The sequence below is a fragment of the Noviherbaspirillum sp. genome (assembly GCF_035944575.1).
Taxonomy (GTDB): Bacteria; Pseudomonadota; Gammaproteobacteria; order Burkholderiales; family Burkholderiaceae_D; genus Noviherbaspirillum.
This window is the reverse complement of the sequence record NZ_DASZBA010000189.1, coordinates 1-17228: the sequence shown is the minus strand read 5'-3', so window position 1 is coordinate 17228 and position 17228 is coordinate 1. Positions and strand designations below refer to the sequence as shown.

The 17228-nt window shown below is 55.5% G+C and carries 18 protein-coding genes; 14 read left to right on the top strand and 4 right to left on the bottom strand.

Annotated elements, in window-relative coordinates; genetic code table 11:
* From VGU61_RS14115 to cysM, 13 genes are all read left to right on the top strand, one after another.
* A partial coding sequence (locus VGU61_RS14115; protein ID WP_326859783.1) for a prephenate dehydratase occupies positions 1 to 563 on the top strand: 563 nt, incomplete at its 5' end.
* A gap of 97 nt (positions 564 to 660) precedes the next feature.
* Positions 661 to 1767, top strand: a complete 1107-nt coding sequence (hisC, locus tag VGU61_RS14110) for a histidinol-phosphate transaminase (protein ID WP_326859782.1) — start codon at positions 661 to 663, stop codon at positions 1765 to 1767.
* Between the two features lie 9 nt (positions 1768 to 1776).
* Positions 1777 to 2676: a prephenate dehydrogenase gene (locus VGU61_RS14105; RefSeq protein ID WP_326859784.1), complete on the top strand. Its 900-nt coding sequence runs from the start codon at positions 1777 to 1779 to the stop codon at positions 2674 to 2676.
* Entirely contained in the window at positions 2676 to 4001 is a 1326-nt protein-coding gene (aroA, locus tag VGU61_RS14100; protein ID WP_326859781.1) for a 3-phosphoshikimate 1-carboxyvinyltransferase, read from the top strand. The genes VGU61_RS14105 and aroA overlap by 1 nt, the downstream gene beginning before the upstream one ends.
* Positions 4002 to 4075: 74 nt before the next feature.
* The gene (gene cmk, locus VGU61_RS14095) at positions 4076 to 4750 is read left to right on the top strand and encodes a (d)CMP kinase (protein ID WP_326859780.1); all 675 of its coding nucleotides are present in this window, start codon (positions 4076 to 4078) and stop codon (positions 4748 to 4750) included.
* A gap of 167 nt (positions 4751 to 4917) precedes the next feature.
* Positions 4918 to 6627: a 30S ribosomal protein S1 gene (gene rpsA / locus VGU61_RS14090; protein WP_326859779.1), complete on the top strand. Its 1710-nt coding sequence runs from the start codon at positions 4918 to 4920 to the stop codon at positions 6625 to 6627.
* A 17-nt stretch (positions 6628 to 6644) separates the two neighbouring features.
* Positions 6645 to 6950 carry an integration host factor subunit beta gene (locus VGU61_RS14085; RefSeq protein ID WP_326859778.1) on the top strand — a complete coding sequence of 102 codons (306 nt, stop codon included), beginning with the start codon at positions 6645 to 6647 and terminating at the stop codon, positions 6948 to 6950.
* A gap of 189 nt (positions 6951 to 7139) precedes the next feature.
* On the top strand, positions 7140 to 7454 hold the full coding sequence (locus VGU61_RS14080; RefSeq protein ID WP_326859777.1) for a LapA family protein: 315 nt from the start codon (positions 7140 to 7142) through the stop codon (positions 7452 to 7454).
* A gap of 20 nt (positions 7455 to 7474) precedes the next feature.
* Positions 7475 to 8650, top strand: coding sequence for a lipopolysaccharide assembly protein LapB (lapB, locus tag VGU61_RS14075; protein WP_326859776.1), 1176 nt, complete (start codon positions 7475 to 7477; stop codon positions 8648 to 8650).
* Between the two features lie 34 nt (positions 8651 to 8684).
* Entirely contained in the window at positions 8685 to 10055 is a 1371-nt protein-coding gene (locus tag VGU61_RS14070) for a UDP-glucose/GDP-mannose dehydrogenase family protein (protein WP_326859775.1), read from the top strand.
* Between the two features lie 8 nt (positions 10056 to 10063).
* On the top strand, positions 10064 to 10990 hold the full coding sequence (rfaE1, locus tag VGU61_RS14065) for a D-glycero-beta-D-manno-heptose-7-phosphate kinase (protein ID WP_326859774.1): 927 nt from the start codon (positions 10064 to 10066) through the stop codon (positions 10988 to 10990).
* Between the two features lie 109 nt (positions 10991 to 11099).
* Positions 11100 to 11480, top strand: a complete 381-nt coding sequence (locus VGU61_RS14060) for a ComEA family DNA-binding protein (protein ID WP_326859773.1) — start codon at positions 11100 to 11102, stop codon at positions 11478 to 11480.
* 138 nt (positions 11481 to 11618) lie between these two features.
* Complete coding sequence (cysM, locus tag VGU61_RS14055) at positions 11619 to 12521, top strand: cysteine synthase CysM (RefSeq protein WP_326859772.1); 903 nt, start codon at positions 11619 to 11621, stop codon at positions 12519 to 12521.
* Between the two features lie 17 nt (positions 12522 to 12538).
* On the opposite strand, the gene VGU61_RS14050 is transcribed toward cysM, so the two are convergent.
* Together VGU61_RS14050 and VGU61_RS14045 are read right to left on the bottom strand one after the other, a co-directional pair.
* Entirely contained in the window at positions 12539 to 12847 is a 309-nt protein-coding gene (locus VGU61_RS14050; protein WP_326859771.1) for a hypothetical protein, read from the bottom strand.
* Positions 12848 to 13251: 404 nt separating this feature from the next.
* Positions 13252 to 13845 (bottom strand): DUF1415 domain-containing protein, encoded by a 594-nt coding sequence (locus tag VGU61_RS14045; protein WP_326859770.1) that lies wholly within the window; start codon positions 13843 to 13845, stop codon positions 13252 to 13254.
* Between the two features lie 105 nt (positions 13846 to 13950).
* On the opposite strand from VGU61_RS14045, the gene VGU61_RS14040 reads away from it, so the two are divergent.
* Positions 13951 to 14496: a YaeQ family protein gene (locus tag VGU61_RS14040; protein ID WP_326859769.1), complete on the top strand. Its 546-nt coding sequence runs from the start codon at positions 13951 to 13953 to the stop codon at positions 14494 to 14496.
* A gap of 83 nt (positions 14497 to 14579) precedes the next feature.
* Here VGU61_RS14040 and mltB read toward each other — a convergent pair whose 3' ends face one another.
* Both mltB and VGU61_RS14030 read right to left on the bottom strand, forming a co-directional pair.
* A complete protein-coding gene (gene mltB, locus VGU61_RS14035; protein WP_326859768.1) occupies positions 14580 to 15719 on the bottom strand; it encodes a lytic murein transglycosylase B in 1140 nt (379 codons plus the stop codon).
* Positions 15710 to 17228, bottom strand: a 1519-nt coding sequence (locus tag VGU61_RS14030) for a DUF3488 and transglutaminase-like domain-containing protein (protein WP_326859767.1), incomplete at its 5' end; no start/stop codon positions are given. The genes mltB and VGU61_RS14030, both read right to left, overlap by 10 nt.

The following is a 17228-nucleotide window of genomic DNA, read 5'->3' as shown; positions in this document are numbered from 1 at the left end:
ATCACAGCTTGATGACGAAAAGCGGCTCCATGGAAGGCATCCAGCGTATTTGCGCGCATTCGCAAGCACTGGCCCAATGCCAGGTGTGGCTGAACCAGCATTACCCGAATATCGAACGGCAAGCCGTTGCGTCCAACGGGGAAGCGGCAAGAATCGCCAGTGACGATCCCACGGCGGCGGCAATTGCCGGAGAAATTGCGGGACAAAAGTACAACCTCGGTGTAGTACAGGCGCACGTGCAGGACGATCCGCATAACCGCACCCGTTTCGCGGTGGTCGGTCGGTTGCAGCCGACGCCAAGCGGCAAGGACCAGACGTCGCTCGTGCTGGCCGTTCCCAATCGGGCCGGCGCCGTGCACAACCTGCTCGCACCGCTGGCCGAACACGGCGTTTCCATGACCCGCTTCGAATCGCGTCCGGCACGCATCGGTACTTGGGAGTACTACTTCTATGTAGACGTCGAAGGCCATGCGCGTGAAGAGCATGTGGCCAAGGCGCTGACTGCACTCAAGCAGAATGCTGCATTCTTCAAAGTGCTCGGTTCATATCCATTTAGCCAGTGATTCAAAACCTTTTTACGGATGCGGCCCGGATTGGCATCGGCGGCATGCTGTTATACCGTCGGCCGCATTCGGCTGATTAATTTTTGTGGAATCCATCATGTCTATTCAGTTCGGCCCCGAATATGTACGCGCGATAGCTCCCTACCAGGGAGGCAAGCCGATCTCCGAAGTGGCGCGCGAGTTCGGCCTCGATGAGGCACAGATCGTCAAACTTGCGTCGAATGAGAATCCGCTTGGCATGCCGGACTCGGCAAAGCAGGCAATGCTGAATGCGGTCGCCGATATTGGCCGCTATCCGGATTCAAACGGGTTCGAGCTGAAAGCTGCAATCTCGAAAAAGTACGGTGTTCCGCAAGACTGGATTACGTTGGGAAATGGCAGTAATGACATCCTTGAGCTCGCCGCTCATGCGCTCGTGCAGACCGGCCAGTCCGTGGTCTATGCGCAGTATTCTTTCGCGGTATATGCGCTTGCGACGCAGGCTGTCGGGGGACGTGCGCTTGTCGTGCCGGCAAAGAATTTCGGACATGATCTGTCGGCAATGGCCGATGCTATTCAGGCTGATACCAAGCTGATATTCATCGCAAATCCAAACAATCCGACAGGAACGTTCATTCCCGAGCAGGAAATTTCCGAATTTCTGAAGCGCGTTCCCTCAAATGTCGTGGTGGTGCTTGACGAGGCGTACAACGAATACCTTGATGCATCATTGCAATATGAGTCGATTTCCTGGGTGAAGGAATATCCCAATCTGCTCGTCTCCCGCACCATGTCAAAAGCCTATGGTCTGGCCGGGTTGCGTGTCGGCTTCGGCATTGCCCAGCCGGGCCTCACGGACCTGCTGAACCGCATCCGGCAGCCGTTTAACGTCAATTCGCTTGCGCAAGCTGCTGCGGTGGCCGCGTTAAATGACAAGGATTTTTTGCGTCAAAGCGCGCAACTGAACGCCGACGGGTATGCACAGCTCACCCGCGCCTTCGAAGCAATGAAGCTGGAATACGTGCCCTCCTATGGCAATTTCGTACTGGTGCGCGTGGGGAACGATGATGGAGCCGGCGCTCGGATCAACCTCGAGCTGCTTAAAAAGGGAATTATTGTTCGCCCGGTAGGCAATTATGGGTTGCCGCAATGGCTGCGCATTTCGATCGGACTGCCGCAGGAGAACGCGGCTTTCATCGAAGCGCTCACAGAAATTCTCGGCTGATCAAACGTGGTGTTCGGAAAAATCGCGGTTTTCGGTGTCGGCCTGATCGGCGGCTCGTTTGCCCTCGCGCTTAAGAAAGCAGGCGTGGTCGGGGAAATCGTTGGTGTCGGCCGCACAGCCGCGTCACTGGAACGAGCCAAGACATTGGGCATTATCGATTCCATCAGCACGTCGGCTGCGGACGCCATGCGGGGCACGGACTTGGTCCTGGTCGCCGCACCGGTGGCCCAGACCGGAAGCATCCTTGCATCCATCAAGCCATTTCTGGAGTCCGGGACGGTAGTCACCGATGCGGGCAGCACCAAGACGGACGTGGTTGCTGCCGCACGTGAATCTCTTGGCGAGAAGGTGGCCCAATTCGTTCCGGGACATCCGATTGCCGGTCGCGAAATGAATGGACCGGATGCGGCAATCGTTGACCTCTACGTCGGCAAAAAGGTTGTTCTTGCCCCATTGCCGGAGAATTCTGCAGATGCCGTCGCCAGGGTTGCTGCTGCGTGGGAGCGGTGCGGTGCAATCATTCACCGATTGACGCCGCAAGACCATGACAAGGTGTTCGCCGCCGTCAGCCATCTTCCGCATCTGCTTGCTTATGCGTTGGTCGACGACATTGCGAAGAAACCTCACGCATCGCTGCTGTTTCAGTATGCAGCGAGCGGCTTTCGGGACTTCACCCGGATCGCCGGATCGTCGCCGGAAATGTGGCGGGACATCTCGCTGGCGAACCAGGCGGCCCTTTTGTGTGAGCTGGATGCCTACATGGCGCAGTTGACCCGCTTGCGTGATTGTCTTGCGCGGGCAGACGGCGCCGCCATCGAGGCGGTGTATGCGAACGCCCAGCGGGCAAGGCATAACTGGATTTGTGCCATCGAAGCAGCGGAACAACAGAACAAGGAAGGCGGCGATTAATGAAGCAGTATCCTGAACACCTCGATCTCGCCCCGGCGATGCGGGCGGAAGGCGTCGTTCGCCTGCCCGGATCGAAAAGCATTTCCAATCGCACATTGCTGCTGTCCGCATTGGCGACCGGGTCGACGCGGATCTTCGATCTGCTTGCATCCGACGATACGCATGTCATGCTGACGGCATTGCAAAAACTTGGCGTGCAATGGGAGCAGGCAGGTGACACGCAGGAGTATGTTCTGCATGGTTGCAGCGGGGTTCTGCCTGTGCATCAGGCCGATCTGTTCATGGGCAATGCGGGAACGGCAATCCGGCCGCTCACCGCTGCATTGGCGGTCATAGGCGGCGACTACACCTTGCACGGGGTTTCGCGTATGCATGAGCGCCCCATCGGTGACCTTGTCGATGCACTCAATGCGACTGGCGCCCGCATCAGCTACACCGGCGAGCCAGGTTTTCCCCCATTGCATATCCAACGCGGCCAGATGCAAGCGCAACGCATGCAGGTCCGCGGTAATGTGTCCAGCCAGTTCCTGACCGCATTGCTCATGGCGTCGCCTCTGATGGCAAAAGATCAGACCGTCACCATCGATGTCATCGGCGAGCTGATTTCCAAGCCTTATATCGAAATAACACTGAACCTGATGCGTCGCTTCGGTGTTACCGTCGAACGAGAGGAATGGCAGCGATTTATCATCCCTGCTGGGCAACGTTACGTCAGTCCCGGCGCAATCCATGTCGAAGGGGATGCGTCTTCTGCGTCCTACTTTCTTGCTGCCGGCACAATTGCCGGCGGACCGGTGCGTGTGGAAGGGGTTGGCCGCGGGAGCATTCAGGGAGATGTGCGGTTCGTCGAGGCGCTCGAACAAATGGGCGCAAGCATTTCGCTAGGCGAAAATTGGATAGAAGCATCCTCCAATGGCGTCTTGAAAGCGATAGACGCCGACTTCAATCATATCCCCGATGCGGCGATGACGATTGCAGTCGCCGCCCTGTACGCAGATGGTCCAAGTCGGCTCCGCAATATCGGTAGCTGGCGCGTTAAAGAGACCGATCGGATTTCCGCGATGGCAACCGAGTTGCGCAAGCTGGGAGCGAAAGTGGAGGAGGGCGCGGACTATCTGTACATCGAGCCGCCTGTGGAAATCCGCGCAGCCGCGATCGATACCTATGACGACCATCGCATGGCCATGTGTTTTTCCCTTGCGTCGCTTGACGGCGCGGCGCGCAAGGGCAGCACCATCCGTATCAACGACCCAAAGTGTGTGGCGAAGACATTTCCGACTTATTTCGACGCATTCAACAATATTGCGCGTAAAGATTTAATCTAGCGTCGCGATGTCGAAGCAGTTCGGCAGGCAGCCGGCTTGCCGTTGGCCATCATTTCGTCTTCTCAGGTGTGGATATGAATACAACTAGCGTGCCGGTTATTGCCATCGATGGGCCTACAGCTTCGGGGAAGGGCACAGTGGCGCATCGGGTCGCTGAACGCCTGGGTTTCCATTATCTCGATTCGGGCGCGTTGTACCGGCTCACCGCGCTATCCGCGTTACGACGCGGAATCGATTTGAAAGATGAACATGCGCTTGCGAAGCTGGCCGCCGGGCTGCCGTGCCGTTTCGTTGGCGAGGAAGTATGGCTGGCCAATGAGAACGTCACCGCCGCGATCCGTGCGGAAGAAGTCGGCAATACCGCCTCCAAGATCGCCGCTTTGCCAAACGTCCGGCATGCACTGGTCGGATTGCAGCTTGGCTTTCGTACAACACCGGGATTGGTCGCGGACGGGCGCGATATGGGAACAGTGATTTTCCCGCATGCCGTACTCAAGATATTCCTCACCGCAAGTGTTGAGGCGAGAGCGCAACGCCGTTATAAGCAATTGATTGACAAGGGTTTTTCTGCTAACATGCAAGACCTTTTAAAGGATTTGAGAGAGCGCGACGAACGCGATTCAAAACGTGCAATTGCACCTCTCAAGCCGGCAGATGATGCGCATGTGCTGGATACATCCGGCATGACTGCAGAAGAGGCCGTCGACTGCGTATTGCAGCATTATGCTGAAGTAAAAAAATCGGCTTGAATCAGTACGCTTGCGTACTTGAGTATTGCGTACCTGAGTAAGATATGGCGTCATCTTTGTAGTACCCGTTGGTGTCCGGTCGGACGCAAGGTCTGATCGGATGTTGATTAACTTAACCCAATATCTGTCGCATTCCGCGGCATGAATTGGCTAACCTGTCTAAATCTATGTCTACAGTTTCTGCATCCCCTGCATCTGGTATGGAAAGTTTTGCCGCTCTCTTCGAAGAGTCGTTGTCCCGTCAGGACATGCGCTCCGGTGAAGTGATTTCGGCTGAAGTCGTTCGTCTCGATCACAACTTCGTGATCGTCAACGCCGGTCTGAAATCTGAAGCCTTCATCCCCATCGAAGAGTTCAAGAACGACAATGGCGAACTCGAAGTCAATGTGGGTGATTTCATTTCGGTCGCGATCGAATCGCTCGAAAATGGCTTCGGCGACACCATCCTGTCGCGCGACAAGGCCAAGCGTCTCGCCTCGTGGCTCTCGCTGGAAAAAGCGATGGAGTCCGGCGAAATCGTGACCGGCACAGTCAACGGCAAGGTCAAGGGCGGCCTGACCGTGTTGACGAACGGCATTCGTGCATTCCTCCCGGGCTCGCTGGTCGACACCCGTCCGGTGAAGGACACCACGCCGTACGAAGGCAAGACCATGGAATTCAAGGTCATCAAACTGGATCGCAAGCGCAACAACGTCGTGTTGTCGCGTCGCGCCGTCATCGAAGCATCGATGGGCGAAGAGCGCCAGAAGCTGATGGAAACCCTGAAAGAAGGCACCGTTGTGACCGGCGTCGTCAAGAACATCACCGACTACGGTGCGTTCGTTGACTTGGGCGGCATCGACGGCCTGCTGCACATCACCGACCTGGCATGGCGTCGTGTGCGTCACCCGTCCGAAGTCCTGTCAGTCGGCCAGGAGATCACTGCCAAGGTTCTCAAATACGATCAGGAAAAGAACCGCGTTTCGCTCGGCGTCAAGCAGCTGGGCGACGATCCGTGGACCGGTCTGTCCCGTCGTTATCCGCAAGGTACACGCCTGTTCGGCAAGGTCACCAACCTGACCGACTACGGCGCGTTCGTGGAAGTCGAGCAGGGTATCGAAGGCTTGGTGCACGTGTCCGAAATGGACTGGACCAACAAGAACGTTGCTCCGAACAAGGTTGTCCAGCTGGGCGACGAAGTGGAAGTCATGGTTCTGGAAATCGACGAAGAGCGTCGCCGTATTTCCCTCGGCATGAAACAGTGCAAGCCGAATCCTTGGGACGACTTCGCCATCAGCCACAAGAAGGGCGACAAGGTTCGCGGTGCGATCAAATCGATCACTGACTTCGGCGTCTTCATCGGCCTGCCTGGCAATATTGACGGTCTGGTCCACCTGTCCGATCTCTCCTGGACTGAAACCGGCGAAGAAGCAGTGCGCCGCTTCAAGAAGGGCGACGAGCTGGAAGCCATCGTGCTGGCGATTGATGTCGAGCGTGAGCGTGTTTCGCTGGGCGTGAAGCAACTGGAAGGTGACCCTTTCAACAACTTCGCAGCAATGAACGACAAGGGCGCGATTGTTTCTGGTACCGTCAAGTCGGTCGAGCCTAAGGGCGCTGTCATCCAATTGTCCGACGAAGTCGAAGGCTATTTGCGTGCTTCCGAAATCTCCCGCGATCGCGTGGAAGATGCCGGAACGCATCTGAAGGTAGGCGACAAGATCGAAGCCGCTGTGATTAACATCGATCGCAAGGCACGCAGCATCCAGTTGTCGATCAAGGCAAAAGACAATGTCGAAACGCAGGAAGCAATGCAAAAGATGTCTGCGGACTCCAATGCAGCATCGGGCACCACCAGCCTGGGCGCGTTGCTGAAAGCCAAGCTCGATAACAAGCAATAAATTCGTCGAGTCGATTAATGACAAAGTCGGAACTGATTGCCCTTCTGGCCGAGCGTTATCCGCAACTTGTTGCAAAGGATGCGGATTACGTGGTGAAAGCCATACTTGATGCGATGGCCGCTGCTCTGGCAAGCGGGCAACGCATCGAGATACGAGGGTTCGGAAGTTTTGCGCTCAACAGCCGTCCGCCTCGCATCGGCCGTAATCCCAAGTCGGGTGACAAAGTGATGGTTCCTGAAAAACGGGTGCCTCACTTCAAGCCGGGCAAGGAATTGCGCGAACGGGTGGACGCGATGGTTGGGCAGCCGATCAAGGAAGATTAGTCACATCAGGCGGTTGCTTTTCCGGGGCCGCCTGTCGTTTCTTCAGTATTGGTCCGCTTTCAAACGCGGGCACTAAAAACGGCATCTACGGATGCCGTTTTTTTTCACGTACAATTTCACGCAATCCATGCATTCTGGCATTGGTTCTTTCAACTGATGCCGCAAGAAAAATTATCAAGGGAACGTTGCATGAAATTGATCCTCCGCATTATCGCAGTCGTCCTGTTCATCGTCTTCTTCGGCTTTGCATTGAAAAATACACAGGAAGCAACGCTTCGCTTTTTCCTGGATTACGAAGCCCGTGGTCCGCTCATCCTGATGTTGCTTTCCTTTTTCTCCGTCGGGGCTGTGCTTGGCGTACTGGCGATGCTTCCGACCGTGATGCGGCATCGGCGTGATTTGACGCATTGCCGCAAGCTCAATGAACTCATGCAGAAGGAGCAGGACGCCCAACGCGTTGCCAGAACCCAGCCGCCGCAACCGGATGCGGTAATCAGCCCCTAATCCTTAAAACATAAAAACTCATGGAATTCGAAACCTGGTGGTTGCTTGTCATCCCCGTATTTTTCGCTTTGGGCTGGATCGCCGCGCGTGTCGACATCAACCAGCTGATATCCGAATCACGGACTTTGCCGCGCGGATATTTCAAAGGCTTAAATTTTTTGCTGAACGAGCAGCCGGACAAGGCAATCGACGCCTTCATTGAGATCGTCAAACTGGATCCCGAGACCGTCGATCTTCATTTTGCGCTCGGAAACCTGTTTCGCCGGCGCGGAGAAATTGAGCGCGCCATTCGGGTACATCAAAATCTCCTTGCCCGTCCCGATCTACCCTTGGAATACCAGGTGCACTCGCAGTACGAGCTTGGCCAGGACTATTTGAAAGCCGGATTGCTCGACCGGGCGGAAGAAACCTTCAATCGCCTTGTCGATACTCAGTACAGCGCACAAGCCCGGCGCGCGTTGCTTGAAATCTACCAGCGTGAAAAGGAGTGGACGCGCGCTATTGAAGCTGCAGTAGCGTTGCAGGAGTCCGGGGCCGGCGGCCGGCAGAAAGAGATCGCGCAGTTCTACTGCGAGTTGGCGCAGGATGAACTGGTGCATACCCATGCAGATGCAGCCCTTGCCTTGTTGGAAAAATCGCTTGCCGCGGATCGGAAAAATGTCCGCGCGACCATGCTGATGGGGGATGCCCTTCTTTCCAAGGGCGACACCGAGGCGGCGCTGCTTGCGTGGCGGCGGGTGGAGCATCAGAGCGTTCCGCATATTGCTTTGGTCGCCCAACGGCTGATGGATGGATATCGCGCCGTAGGGCGGCCTCAGGAAGGCGTCAATCTGCTAAAGAACTATCTTGCCGAGGCATCATCGATTGATTTGCTGGAAGTTGTCTTCAAAGCCGTCATGGAACTTGATGGCGTCGATGCGGCGAAGCAACTGATCAGCGATGAGGTGCGTCGTACGCCGACGTTGCTTGGGTTGGACAAGTTGCTGGAAGCGCGTCTGATGGATGCGCCGCCGGGGATGTGGCCGGAGCTCACCATGGTGAAAAACCTGGTCCATGGCTATACGCAGAAGCTGGCCCGATATCAATGCAGCCAATGCGGATTCAAAGCGCGCCAGTTTTATTGGCAATGTCCCGGCTGCAACCAATGGGAAACCTATCCGCCCCGTCGTACTGAAGAGTTGAATGTCATGAACTGATTCTCCGAACCTTTTACCGTCCATCTAACCTTCAATGAAAATAACAATCATAGGCACCGGCTACGTTGGACTGGTAACCGGGGCATGTCTTGCGGAAGTCGGAAACGAAGTATTTTGTCTCGACATCGATCCGGACAAGATCGAGCAGCTGAATGCCGGGCATATCTCCATGCATGAACCCGGCCTGTTGGATCTGGTTGCGCGCAACCACGCAGCGGGCCGTTTGACGTTCTCCACCGACGTGGCGGCCGCCGTGGCGCATGGAGATATCCAATTCATCGCGGTCGGCACGCCGCCGGACGAAGATGGATCTGCCGATTTGCAATATGTCCTGGCGGCTGCGCGCAACATCGGCGCGCACATGAATGGTTTCCGGGTGATCGTCAACAAATCAACGGTGCCGGTCGGCACTGCGGACAAAGTGCGGGATGTGATCCGGGCTGAAATTGCCCAGCGGGGAAGCGATGTCGCGTTTTCGGTGGTGTCGAACCCGGAGTTTCTGAAAGAGGGCGCTGCCGTCGAAGATTTCATGCGCCCCGACCGTATCGTGATCGGTTGTGACAATCGGCCCGAGGATGAAAAAGCACGCACAATGATGCGAAAGCTTTATGCACCATTCAATCGCAATCGTGAACGTACGTTTTGGATGGATGTGCGGTCCGCGGAATTCACCAAGTATGCGGCCAATGCCATGCTGGCGACCCGGATCTCCTTCATGAACGAATTGGCCAATCTCGCCGACAAGGTGGGTGCTGATATCGAAGCTGTACGGCATGGTATCGGCTCCGATCCACGCATCGGTTACAGCTTCCTGTATGCCGGCTGCGGATATGGCGGTTCCTGCTTTCCGAAGGATGTGCGTGCGCTGGAGAAGACGGCTCTTGAGCATCACCAGGAGTTGCTGATACTTCCAGCCGTCGAAGCGGTGAACCGACGGCAGAAACAGGTTTTGGGGAAAAAGGTCATTCGCCGCTTTGGCAAGGACCTCTCCGGACGGCACTTCGCGGTGTGGGGGCTGGCTTTCAAGCCCAATACCAATGACATGCGTGAAGCACCATCGCGGGTATTGCTCCAGCAGTTGATCTCCGCCGGCGCAACGGTTGCAGTATATGATCCCGTAGCAATGCCGGAGGCGGAGCGCGCAATTTCAGCTGATTTTGCCGCCAAGCCAGCGGCACATGCCCGGGTCCGTTTCGATCACAGCGCCATGGACACGCTGCGTGATGCCGATGCCTTGATCATCGTGACGGAATGGAAAACCTTCCGCAGTCCAAACCTCGATCAGATGAAGACGCTGCTTAAATCGCCCATCATTTTTGATGGACGCAATCTGTTCGAACCCGCAGTCATGGCGGATGCGGGCATCGAATATCACGGAATCGGGCGTTCTTCGCCAGCTTTTTAGACATAAAGATGATGCCAATACCTTCTTCCAAGCTTTCCCGAGTCCTTGTCGTCGGCGATGTAATGCTCGACCGCTATTGGTTTGGAGATGTCAGCCGCATATCTCCGGAGGCGCCAGTGCCCGTCGTCCGCATCGAAAAGCGCGATGAACGTCTTGGCGGTGCCGCCAATGTTGCCCGCAACGCGGTCGGATTGGGTGCGTACACCGGACTTCTCGGCGTCGTGGGAAAGGACGAGGCCGGAGATGCCGTCCAGGCGATGCTGACTGAGCTGAACGTCAACAGCTACCTCAATCGGGATGCTGCGATTTCCACCATCATCAAGCTGCGGGTGATAGGTCGCCAGCAGCAACTGCTGCGTATCGATTTTGAGCATCCGCCGACTGATACCGTTTTGCGGGACAAGCTCACACAATTCAACACTTTGCTGCCGGAGTATGACGTGATAGTCCTTTCCGACTATGCGAAAGGCAGTCTGATCAACGTGACGCACATGATCGAAGCAGCCCGAGCATTGGGGAAATGCATTCTTGTCGACCCGAAGGGCGAGGATTTTTCCCGCTATCGAGGCGCGTCGGTCCTTACGCCGAACAAGGCCGAGCTGAAACATATTGTCGGATCCTGGAAAACCGAGGACGACCTGACTGTAAAAGCACAAAACCTGCGCATGGATCTTCGCCTTGAAGCCTTGCTGCTGACACGCTCCGAGGAAGGCATGACGCTGTACACCGAACGCGACGTCATGCATTTTCCGGCAAGCGCGAGGGAGGTCTATGACGTCTCCGGTGCCGGCGACACAGTGATAGCAACGTTGGCGACAATGTTAGGGTCAGGCATGCCCCTTGGGGAGGCGGCATCCATTGCCAATCGCGCGGGTGGCATCGTTGTTGGCAAGTTGGGTACAGCGACCGTTACAAAGGAAGAGCTGTTCGGATAGTTGATAAAAAAATAATGAAAAATTGTCAACTTTATCCCTTCATGAGCGTTTAACCTCGCAGGACATGGGTCCTCCCTGTAAGGGTTAACTTTCATGATGGAGAAGTAGTATGCTGAAAAAGTTGTTGTTGGCTGTTGCTGCCTTGGTTGCTACCATGGGCTTTGCATTCGCCCAAGTCGATGTGAACAAAGCCGACCAGGCAGCGCTGGATGGACTCAAGGGAGTCGGGCCCAAAATGTCGAAAGCGATCCTCGACGAGCGCCAGAAAGGTGGCCAATTTAAGGACTGGAATGATCTTGAGCAGCGAGTCAAGGGAATCGGCGGCAAAAGTTCGTTGAAATTGTCCGATGCCGGCCTGACCGTGAATGGACAATCAAAAGCGAAGTCCGTCGAGTCGAAACAAGACAAAAAGCCCAAAGCTAGTCCCGACAAGGAAACCAAAGCCGGCGAAACAAAGAAAGAACAGAAAGCCGACGAGAAAAAGACCTGATCCAGCCGGCTTCAAACAACCCCGCATGCAAGAATGCGGGGTTTTTTATTGCATGAATGGACGGTGCGGCCTTATCGCACACGCGCCCGCGTCTCCGATTAGAATGGCATTTTTACCAAAGCAGCCAAACTCATTTTTATGCCTTACCTGACCATCGAAGACACCATTGGCAATACCCCTCTCGTCCAACTGATGCGCATACCAGGGGATGACGCCGCACGTCGCAACAATATCATTCTCGGTAAGTTGGAGGGCAATAATCCAGCCGGTTCCGTCAAGGACCGCCCGGCGTTGGCAATGATCAAGCATGCCGAAGCCCGCGGCGATATCAAGCCCGGCGATACATTGATTGAAGCAACCAGTGGCAATACCGGCATTGCCCTGGCAATGGCTGCTGCAATGCGCGGCTACAAAATGGTTTTGCTGATGCCGGAAAACCTCAGCGAGGAACGCCGCCAAAGCATGGCCGCATATGGAGCGAAGATCATCCTGACGCCGAAGACCGGCGGCATGGAGTATGCGCGCGACTTGGCGGAACAGATGCAGAAGGAAGGACAGGGCATCATCCTTGATCAGTTTTCGAATCCGGATGGCCCGCGTTCACATTACGAAGGTACCGGACCTGAAATCTGGCGTGACACCAATGGACAGGTAACCCACTTTGTCAGTGCGATGGGGACGACAGGAACCATCATGGGCGTCTCGCGGTTCCTGAAGGAGCAGAATCCTGACGTACGGATCATCGGCGCACAACCGGAAGAAGGATCGCAAATCCCGGGAATTCGAAAATGGCCGGAAGCATACTTGCCAAAGATCTACGACAAATCGCGCGTTGATCAGATCGAATATGTATCGCAGGCCGCGGCGGAACAAATGGCGCGCCGGATGGCGATTGAGGAAGGAATTTTTTGCGGCATTTCGGCGGCAGGGGCATGCGAAGTGGCATTGCGCGTTTCGCAGCAAGTCGAAAATGCGACGATTGTTTTTATCGTTTGCGATCGCGGCGACCGCTATCTGTCTACCGGTATCTTCCCTGCGTAAGAACAGGGAAGTTCGGTTCAATCATTCTGATCAGTGCTGCCTTCTTTAGGCTTGAACTGCTTGTCGCTGATACGGAATTTGTCGCGGCGGTCTCCCATGAGGATGCGGAGATCCTTGATGCTCAGATCGCTGACTTCATGCATGCGGATAAGCAGCGAAGCGCCGACTGGCAGTCGACGGTGACGGATTTTGCTGATTACCGGGGGTGCGACTTCCAGCGCTCGCGAGAGCGCAGCGTCGTTCTTCAGATTGAGTTTTTCGATTAATGCATCCAACAAATTGTTGGGATCATATTCAACTTGGTCGGCGAGTCGTGTACCAGTCATAGCAATGCCTAGATAAGTGGTATTGTGTCAATAATTCCGTAATGGAAATGGATTGTACAGGGAAAGCCGTCATGGCTTTCGGTACAAATATTGCCAAGATACGGACGCATGTACTGAATACTTTACAGATTACTACATTTCACAATTGCAATATAGTGAAAAAATTTCATAATTGCAATATTCTTCGACTTGCGCGAATGAAAATTTGAGTACATTCGACGTCCTCGATCGTAAGAACGGACTCACTATAAAGACTGAAAGTTCAGCATAAGTTTCAAATAGGAAATTGTTACAAAACTATGCTGATTCCCGAATATATTAATCAATAGCAATATTTTAAGGTTGGCAGTACGCGCTGTTTTCAAGAATCAGCCATTCAAGCCAGGTACTGCAATCAAGTACGCCTATATTTTGTCCTCATTGCTATCCTGACCAAGCAACTTCTTCAAACCATGGTGGCCGATGCGCCGCATGGTTTCCATGTTCTTTTCAAAGATGGTATCCGTATCCGGAAATGCATCGACCGCGCGCTCCACACTTTCTTCCCGCAATAAATGCAGCATCGGATAGGGTGACCGGTTGGTATGGTTTTCAATATCATCGACATGACTGCCGGCAAACTGATATTGCGGATGGAAACTTGCGACCTGTAACTCGCCAGTCAGGCCGAGTTCATCCAGAACATTGTCCGCAATATGCAGGAAATCGTTGTACTCCAGGAAGTCCTTGAGCACATACGGATGGATCAACAGCGTCGTATCTATTTCATCGGAGCGCGTCGCATGCAAGGTCTGCAACTCACGTACCAGATCCGCAAGTAGAGCTTCAGGATCCGCTGCGGTACTGAGAACATACCTGACCTGATTCTTGACATGTACAGCCTTGGCAAACGGGCAGAGATTGAGTCCGATTACGACCTTTTCCAACCAGGTTCTGGTTTCTGCCATGGGATCGCTGTCGGCATCAGCGGGAAGGCGAGAAGTTTGATGTTGAGCCATTTTTACTGGTAGGGAAGCAAAAAACAGGCGATCATTATGCCCCTATTCGACCGGGGCATCCCGACCGCTGCGCCCGGATTTTCAGCACATATTTGATTAAGCATCATGGCGTTAAAAGCAACGATTTACAAAGCGGATATCCAGATCGCCGACATGGACCGCCACTATTACGGCGACCATTCGTTGACGATTGCACGCCATCCTTCCGAAACAGATGAACGGATGATGGTGCGCTTGTTTGCATTCGCCCTGCATGCGCACGAGGCGCTCGCATTCGGCAAAGGCTTGAGCGCGGAGGACGAGCCCGATCTCTGGCAGCGCGACTTGACCGGTGCAATCGAACGCTGGATCGATGTCGGCCTGCCGGACGAAAAGCGTTTGCTCAAGGCCTGTGGCCGCGCGGCGGAGGTTAGGGTGTACAGCTACAGTGCCAACAGCGGCATCTGGTGGAAGCAGATGAGCGGCAAGCTCGATCGCGCAAAAAATTTGTACGTTGCGAACATCGCGCCGGACACCAGTCTGGCTCTGTCGAAGCTGGCTGCCCGAACCATGAAGCTGAGCTGTTCGATACAGGAAGGGCAGGTTTGGTTATCCGACGATCAACATTCAGTACAGCTTGAACCGGTGACCTGGAAGAATTTTGCGGTATAAGCCAAGCCTGCACTGAGCGCGAGAGCTGCAAATTGCGAAGCACTCGCTTAACAATGCACTTCCCACCTCATGCTTCACGACGCTCAGCGGGTGCGCGCAGTGCGAACCGCACGTCCGAGATCGACCACTGACATTGCGTAGAAAAAGCTGCGGTTGTACTTGGTGATGGCAAAAAAGTTGCCGGCACCCAGCCAGTACTCCGTGGGTTCGCCACCATTCTGCAAGTCGACCAGGCCATACTTCATGTCCGCAGGCGGTTCCACATTCGGCGAGACCCCGGCCGCTTTCAGTTCATCAAGGCTGAACTTCGCTTCCAAACCCTGGCCGATGAAAATGTTCCACCCACGGTTGCCTTCGGTTTCGGATACGGTCGCCGGAAATGCAATCGGCTCTCCCGGCTTCCAGCCATGTTCCACCAGGAAGTGCGCAACGCTGCCTATCGCATCCACCGGGGAATTGCGCAAATCGATTTTTGCATCGCCATCGAAATCGACGGCGAACTTGCGAATGCTGCCCGGCATGAATTGCGGCCATCCGATTGCGCCGGCATATGAGCCGAGCAGCGAAAATGGATCAATGCCGGCTTCGCGCGCAAACAGAAGAGTGTTCTCCACCTCACCACGGAAAAACGCCATGCGCGATTCGCGGTTCGGTGTATTGGGATAGTCGAAGGCAAGCGTGGTGACGGCATCCATGACGCGGAAGTTGCCGGTGTTGCGTCCATAGACGGTCTCCACTCCGATGATGCCGACGATGATTTCGGCCGGCACGCCGTACTGCTGTTCGGCACGTGCCAGCGCTTCCGCATGCGTATCCCAGAATGCAACGCCGGCATTGATGCGCACCGGGTCGATGAAGCGGGCGCGGTAGGCACGCCAGTTCTTCGGGCGTCCGGGCGGGGCCGGTTTCATCAGCTGAATGGCGGTTTCGACATACTGCGTCTTGCGGAACACCTCTTCCAGCGAACTCCGTTCGAAACCATGTTGTGCCACCATGCGGTCGATGAAATCAGATACTTCCTTCCACTGCGTGAAGTTCGCGAACTCGCCATCGACGGCTTTCGGCGACGCGGCCTTGCGGGTCTGTGATTTGGCAGGCTTGGTGTCCGGCTTGGTCTTTGTAACGGGTTCCTGCTTGACGTCCGCCGCCGAGGCGCAGGCGATAAGCAGAAGGGAAGAGAGGCATGCAGCGGTGTGGCGCAAACGGGTAAGTATCATCGACATTGAGAGGCTAAGGACTTGAGTTGTGACACGAGCGCGACCGGCGGCTTCCTGCTCGCCGGACCGTAGCGCGCGGTCTCGTAAAATTCAAGGAAACGGGCGACAGCCGCCCTGGTTTCCGGTGTAAGCGGTGAATCAGGCGCTACCAGGCGCATCCGGTAGGCGCGCGGCCCCTCATGGGGGAAGCGCGGACATCCAAGCTTCGCCATTTTTTTGCAAATCGAGCGGTAGATGGCCTCCACCGGGTCGATCTTTGACCGGTGCATCATCAGCGGCAGGGTCATCAGCAGCACCATCAGGCCGCCCACCGCCGCCATCAACGCACCCAAGGTGCGCCAGTCTACATGTTCAAACCCAAGCGACTGCAAAAAGCTTCTCTGGCGGTCGGCGGTATAGCTGAGGACCGACTGATTCCATGCATTGTTGATTGCATCCCAGTACTGGCGGAGCTTCTGAACGTTTGCAACCAGTGCGCTCTTTGTGGCATCCAGGGTAAGCCAGCCGCCGAGCAGTTGCCTCGGCAAGGCACTGCCGAGGTTCATCGAGATGCGCTCCGGAGATACCGCGGCGGTCGGATCGACGCGCGTCCAGCCGCGGTCCTTTAGCCATACTTCGCTCCACGCGTGCGCATCGGACTGGCGCACCGTCAGGAAGCCATCGGTCCGGTTGACCTCGCCTCCCTGATAACCGGTTACCACACGGGAAGGAATGCCCATTGCACGCATCAGCACGACAAAGGCACCTGAGTAGTGTTCGCAGAATCCGGCGCGGGTGTCGAACAAAAATTCATCGGTGACATGTTTGCCCAACGCCGGCGGCTCCAGCGTGTATTGAAATTTTTCTTCCCGAAAGTACTTGAGAACCGCATTGATCCGCTCCTGGTCGGTACCAAACTTGCCCCGTATGGTCTCTGCCAGAGCTAATGTGCGGGGATTGAATCCCTTGGGCAATCTCAGCCAGTGATTTAGGACCTCCGGAATCTCATTCGGTTGCAGATCGAAATCAACATAGGAGACAACGTCATATCGAACGCGCGTGCTGATCGGCAGGTTGGCGAATAGCTCCATCTCCGGGCCGATACCGGTCGGATTGCCGGTCAGCACCGGAACTGCTTGCGGCATTTCGAGCGCGAAGAGCCGCCTGCGATTGCTCGGTTCCAGCGTCACCTGGTACCGCACAGGCTCGCCCCGCGGTTTGACAACAAGCTCTTTTTGGACCGACGGCGATTGTGATGGAAACCAGATGCGGCCGTCATAGGTGCCGAGTACCGGCCCGCGCCAATACAGCTTTGCCTTAGGCGGCGGTTCTCCTTCGAATTTTGCACGGAAGGCAATTTCCTCCGATAGCGCGAGTTGCGAGATATTTCCGGGAGACATGGTTTCCGACAGGCCGGAACGCGCCGACTGCGCATCCTTGGGCATGCCCCACAAGGGCCCCTGAATACGCGGAAAGAGTAAGAACAGCGCCAGCGTGAGCGGCGCTGCAAGCAGCAGAATGAATGCGGCCAGGCGC

Bases quoted from the DNA above. Each gene is read 5' to 3' on its own strand.
- hisC (WP_326859782.1), top strand. From the start codon at position 661: ATGTCTATTCAGTTCGGCCCCGAATATGTACGCGCGATAGCTCCCTAC.
- aroA (WP_326859781.1), top strand. From the start codon at position 2,676: ATGAAGCAGTATCCTGAACACCTCGATCTCGCCCCGGCGATGCGGGCG.
- cmk (WP_326859780.1), top strand. From the start codon at position 4,076: ATGAATACAACTAGCGTGCCGGTTATTGCCATCGATGGGCCTACAGCT.
- rpsA (WP_326859779.1), top strand. From the start codon at position 4,918: ATGTCTACAGTTTCTGCATCCCCTGCATCTGGTATGGAAAGTTTTGCC.
- VGU61_RS14085 (WP_326859778.1), top strand. From the start codon at position 6,645: ATGACAAAGTCGGAACTGATTGCCCTTCTGGCCGAGCGTTATCCGCAA.
- VGU61_RS14080 (WP_326859777.1), top strand. From the start codon at position 7,140: ATGAAATTGATCCTCCGCATTATCGCAGTCGTCCTGTTCATCGTCTTC.
- lapB (WP_326859776.1), top strand. From the start codon at position 7,475: ATGGAATTCGAAACCTGGTGGTTGCTTGTCATCCCCGTATTTTTCGCT.
- VGU61_RS14070 (WP_326859775.1), top strand. From the start codon at position 8,685: ATGAAAATAACAATCATAGGCACCGGCTACGTTGGACTGGTAACCGGG.
- rfaE1 (WP_326859774.1), top strand. From the start codon at position 10,064: ATGATGCCAATACCTTCTTCCAAGCTTTCCCGAGTCCTTGTCGTCGGC.
- VGU61_RS14060 (WP_326859773.1), top strand. From the start codon at position 11,100: ATGCTGAAAAAGTTGTTGTTGGCTGTTGCTGCCTTGGTTGCTACCATG.
- cysM (WP_326859772.1), top strand. From the start codon at position 11,619: ATGCCTTACCTGACCATCGAAGACACCATTGGCAATACCCCTCTCGTC.
- VGU61_RS14050 (WP_326859771.1), bottom strand. From the start codon at position 12,847: ATGACTGGTACACGACTCGCCGACCAAGTTGAATATGATCCCAACAAT.
- VGU61_RS14045 (WP_326859770.1), bottom strand. From the start codon at position 13,845: ATGGCTCAACATCAAACTTCTCGCCTTCCCGCTGATGCCGACAGCGAT.
- VGU61_RS14040 (WP_326859769.1), top strand. From the start codon at position 13,951: ATGGCGTTAAAAGCAACGATTTACAAAGCGGATATCCAGATCGCCGAC.
- mltB (WP_326859768.1), bottom strand. From the start codon at position 15,719: ATGTCGATGATACTTACCCGTTTGCGCCACACCGCTGCATGCCTCTCT.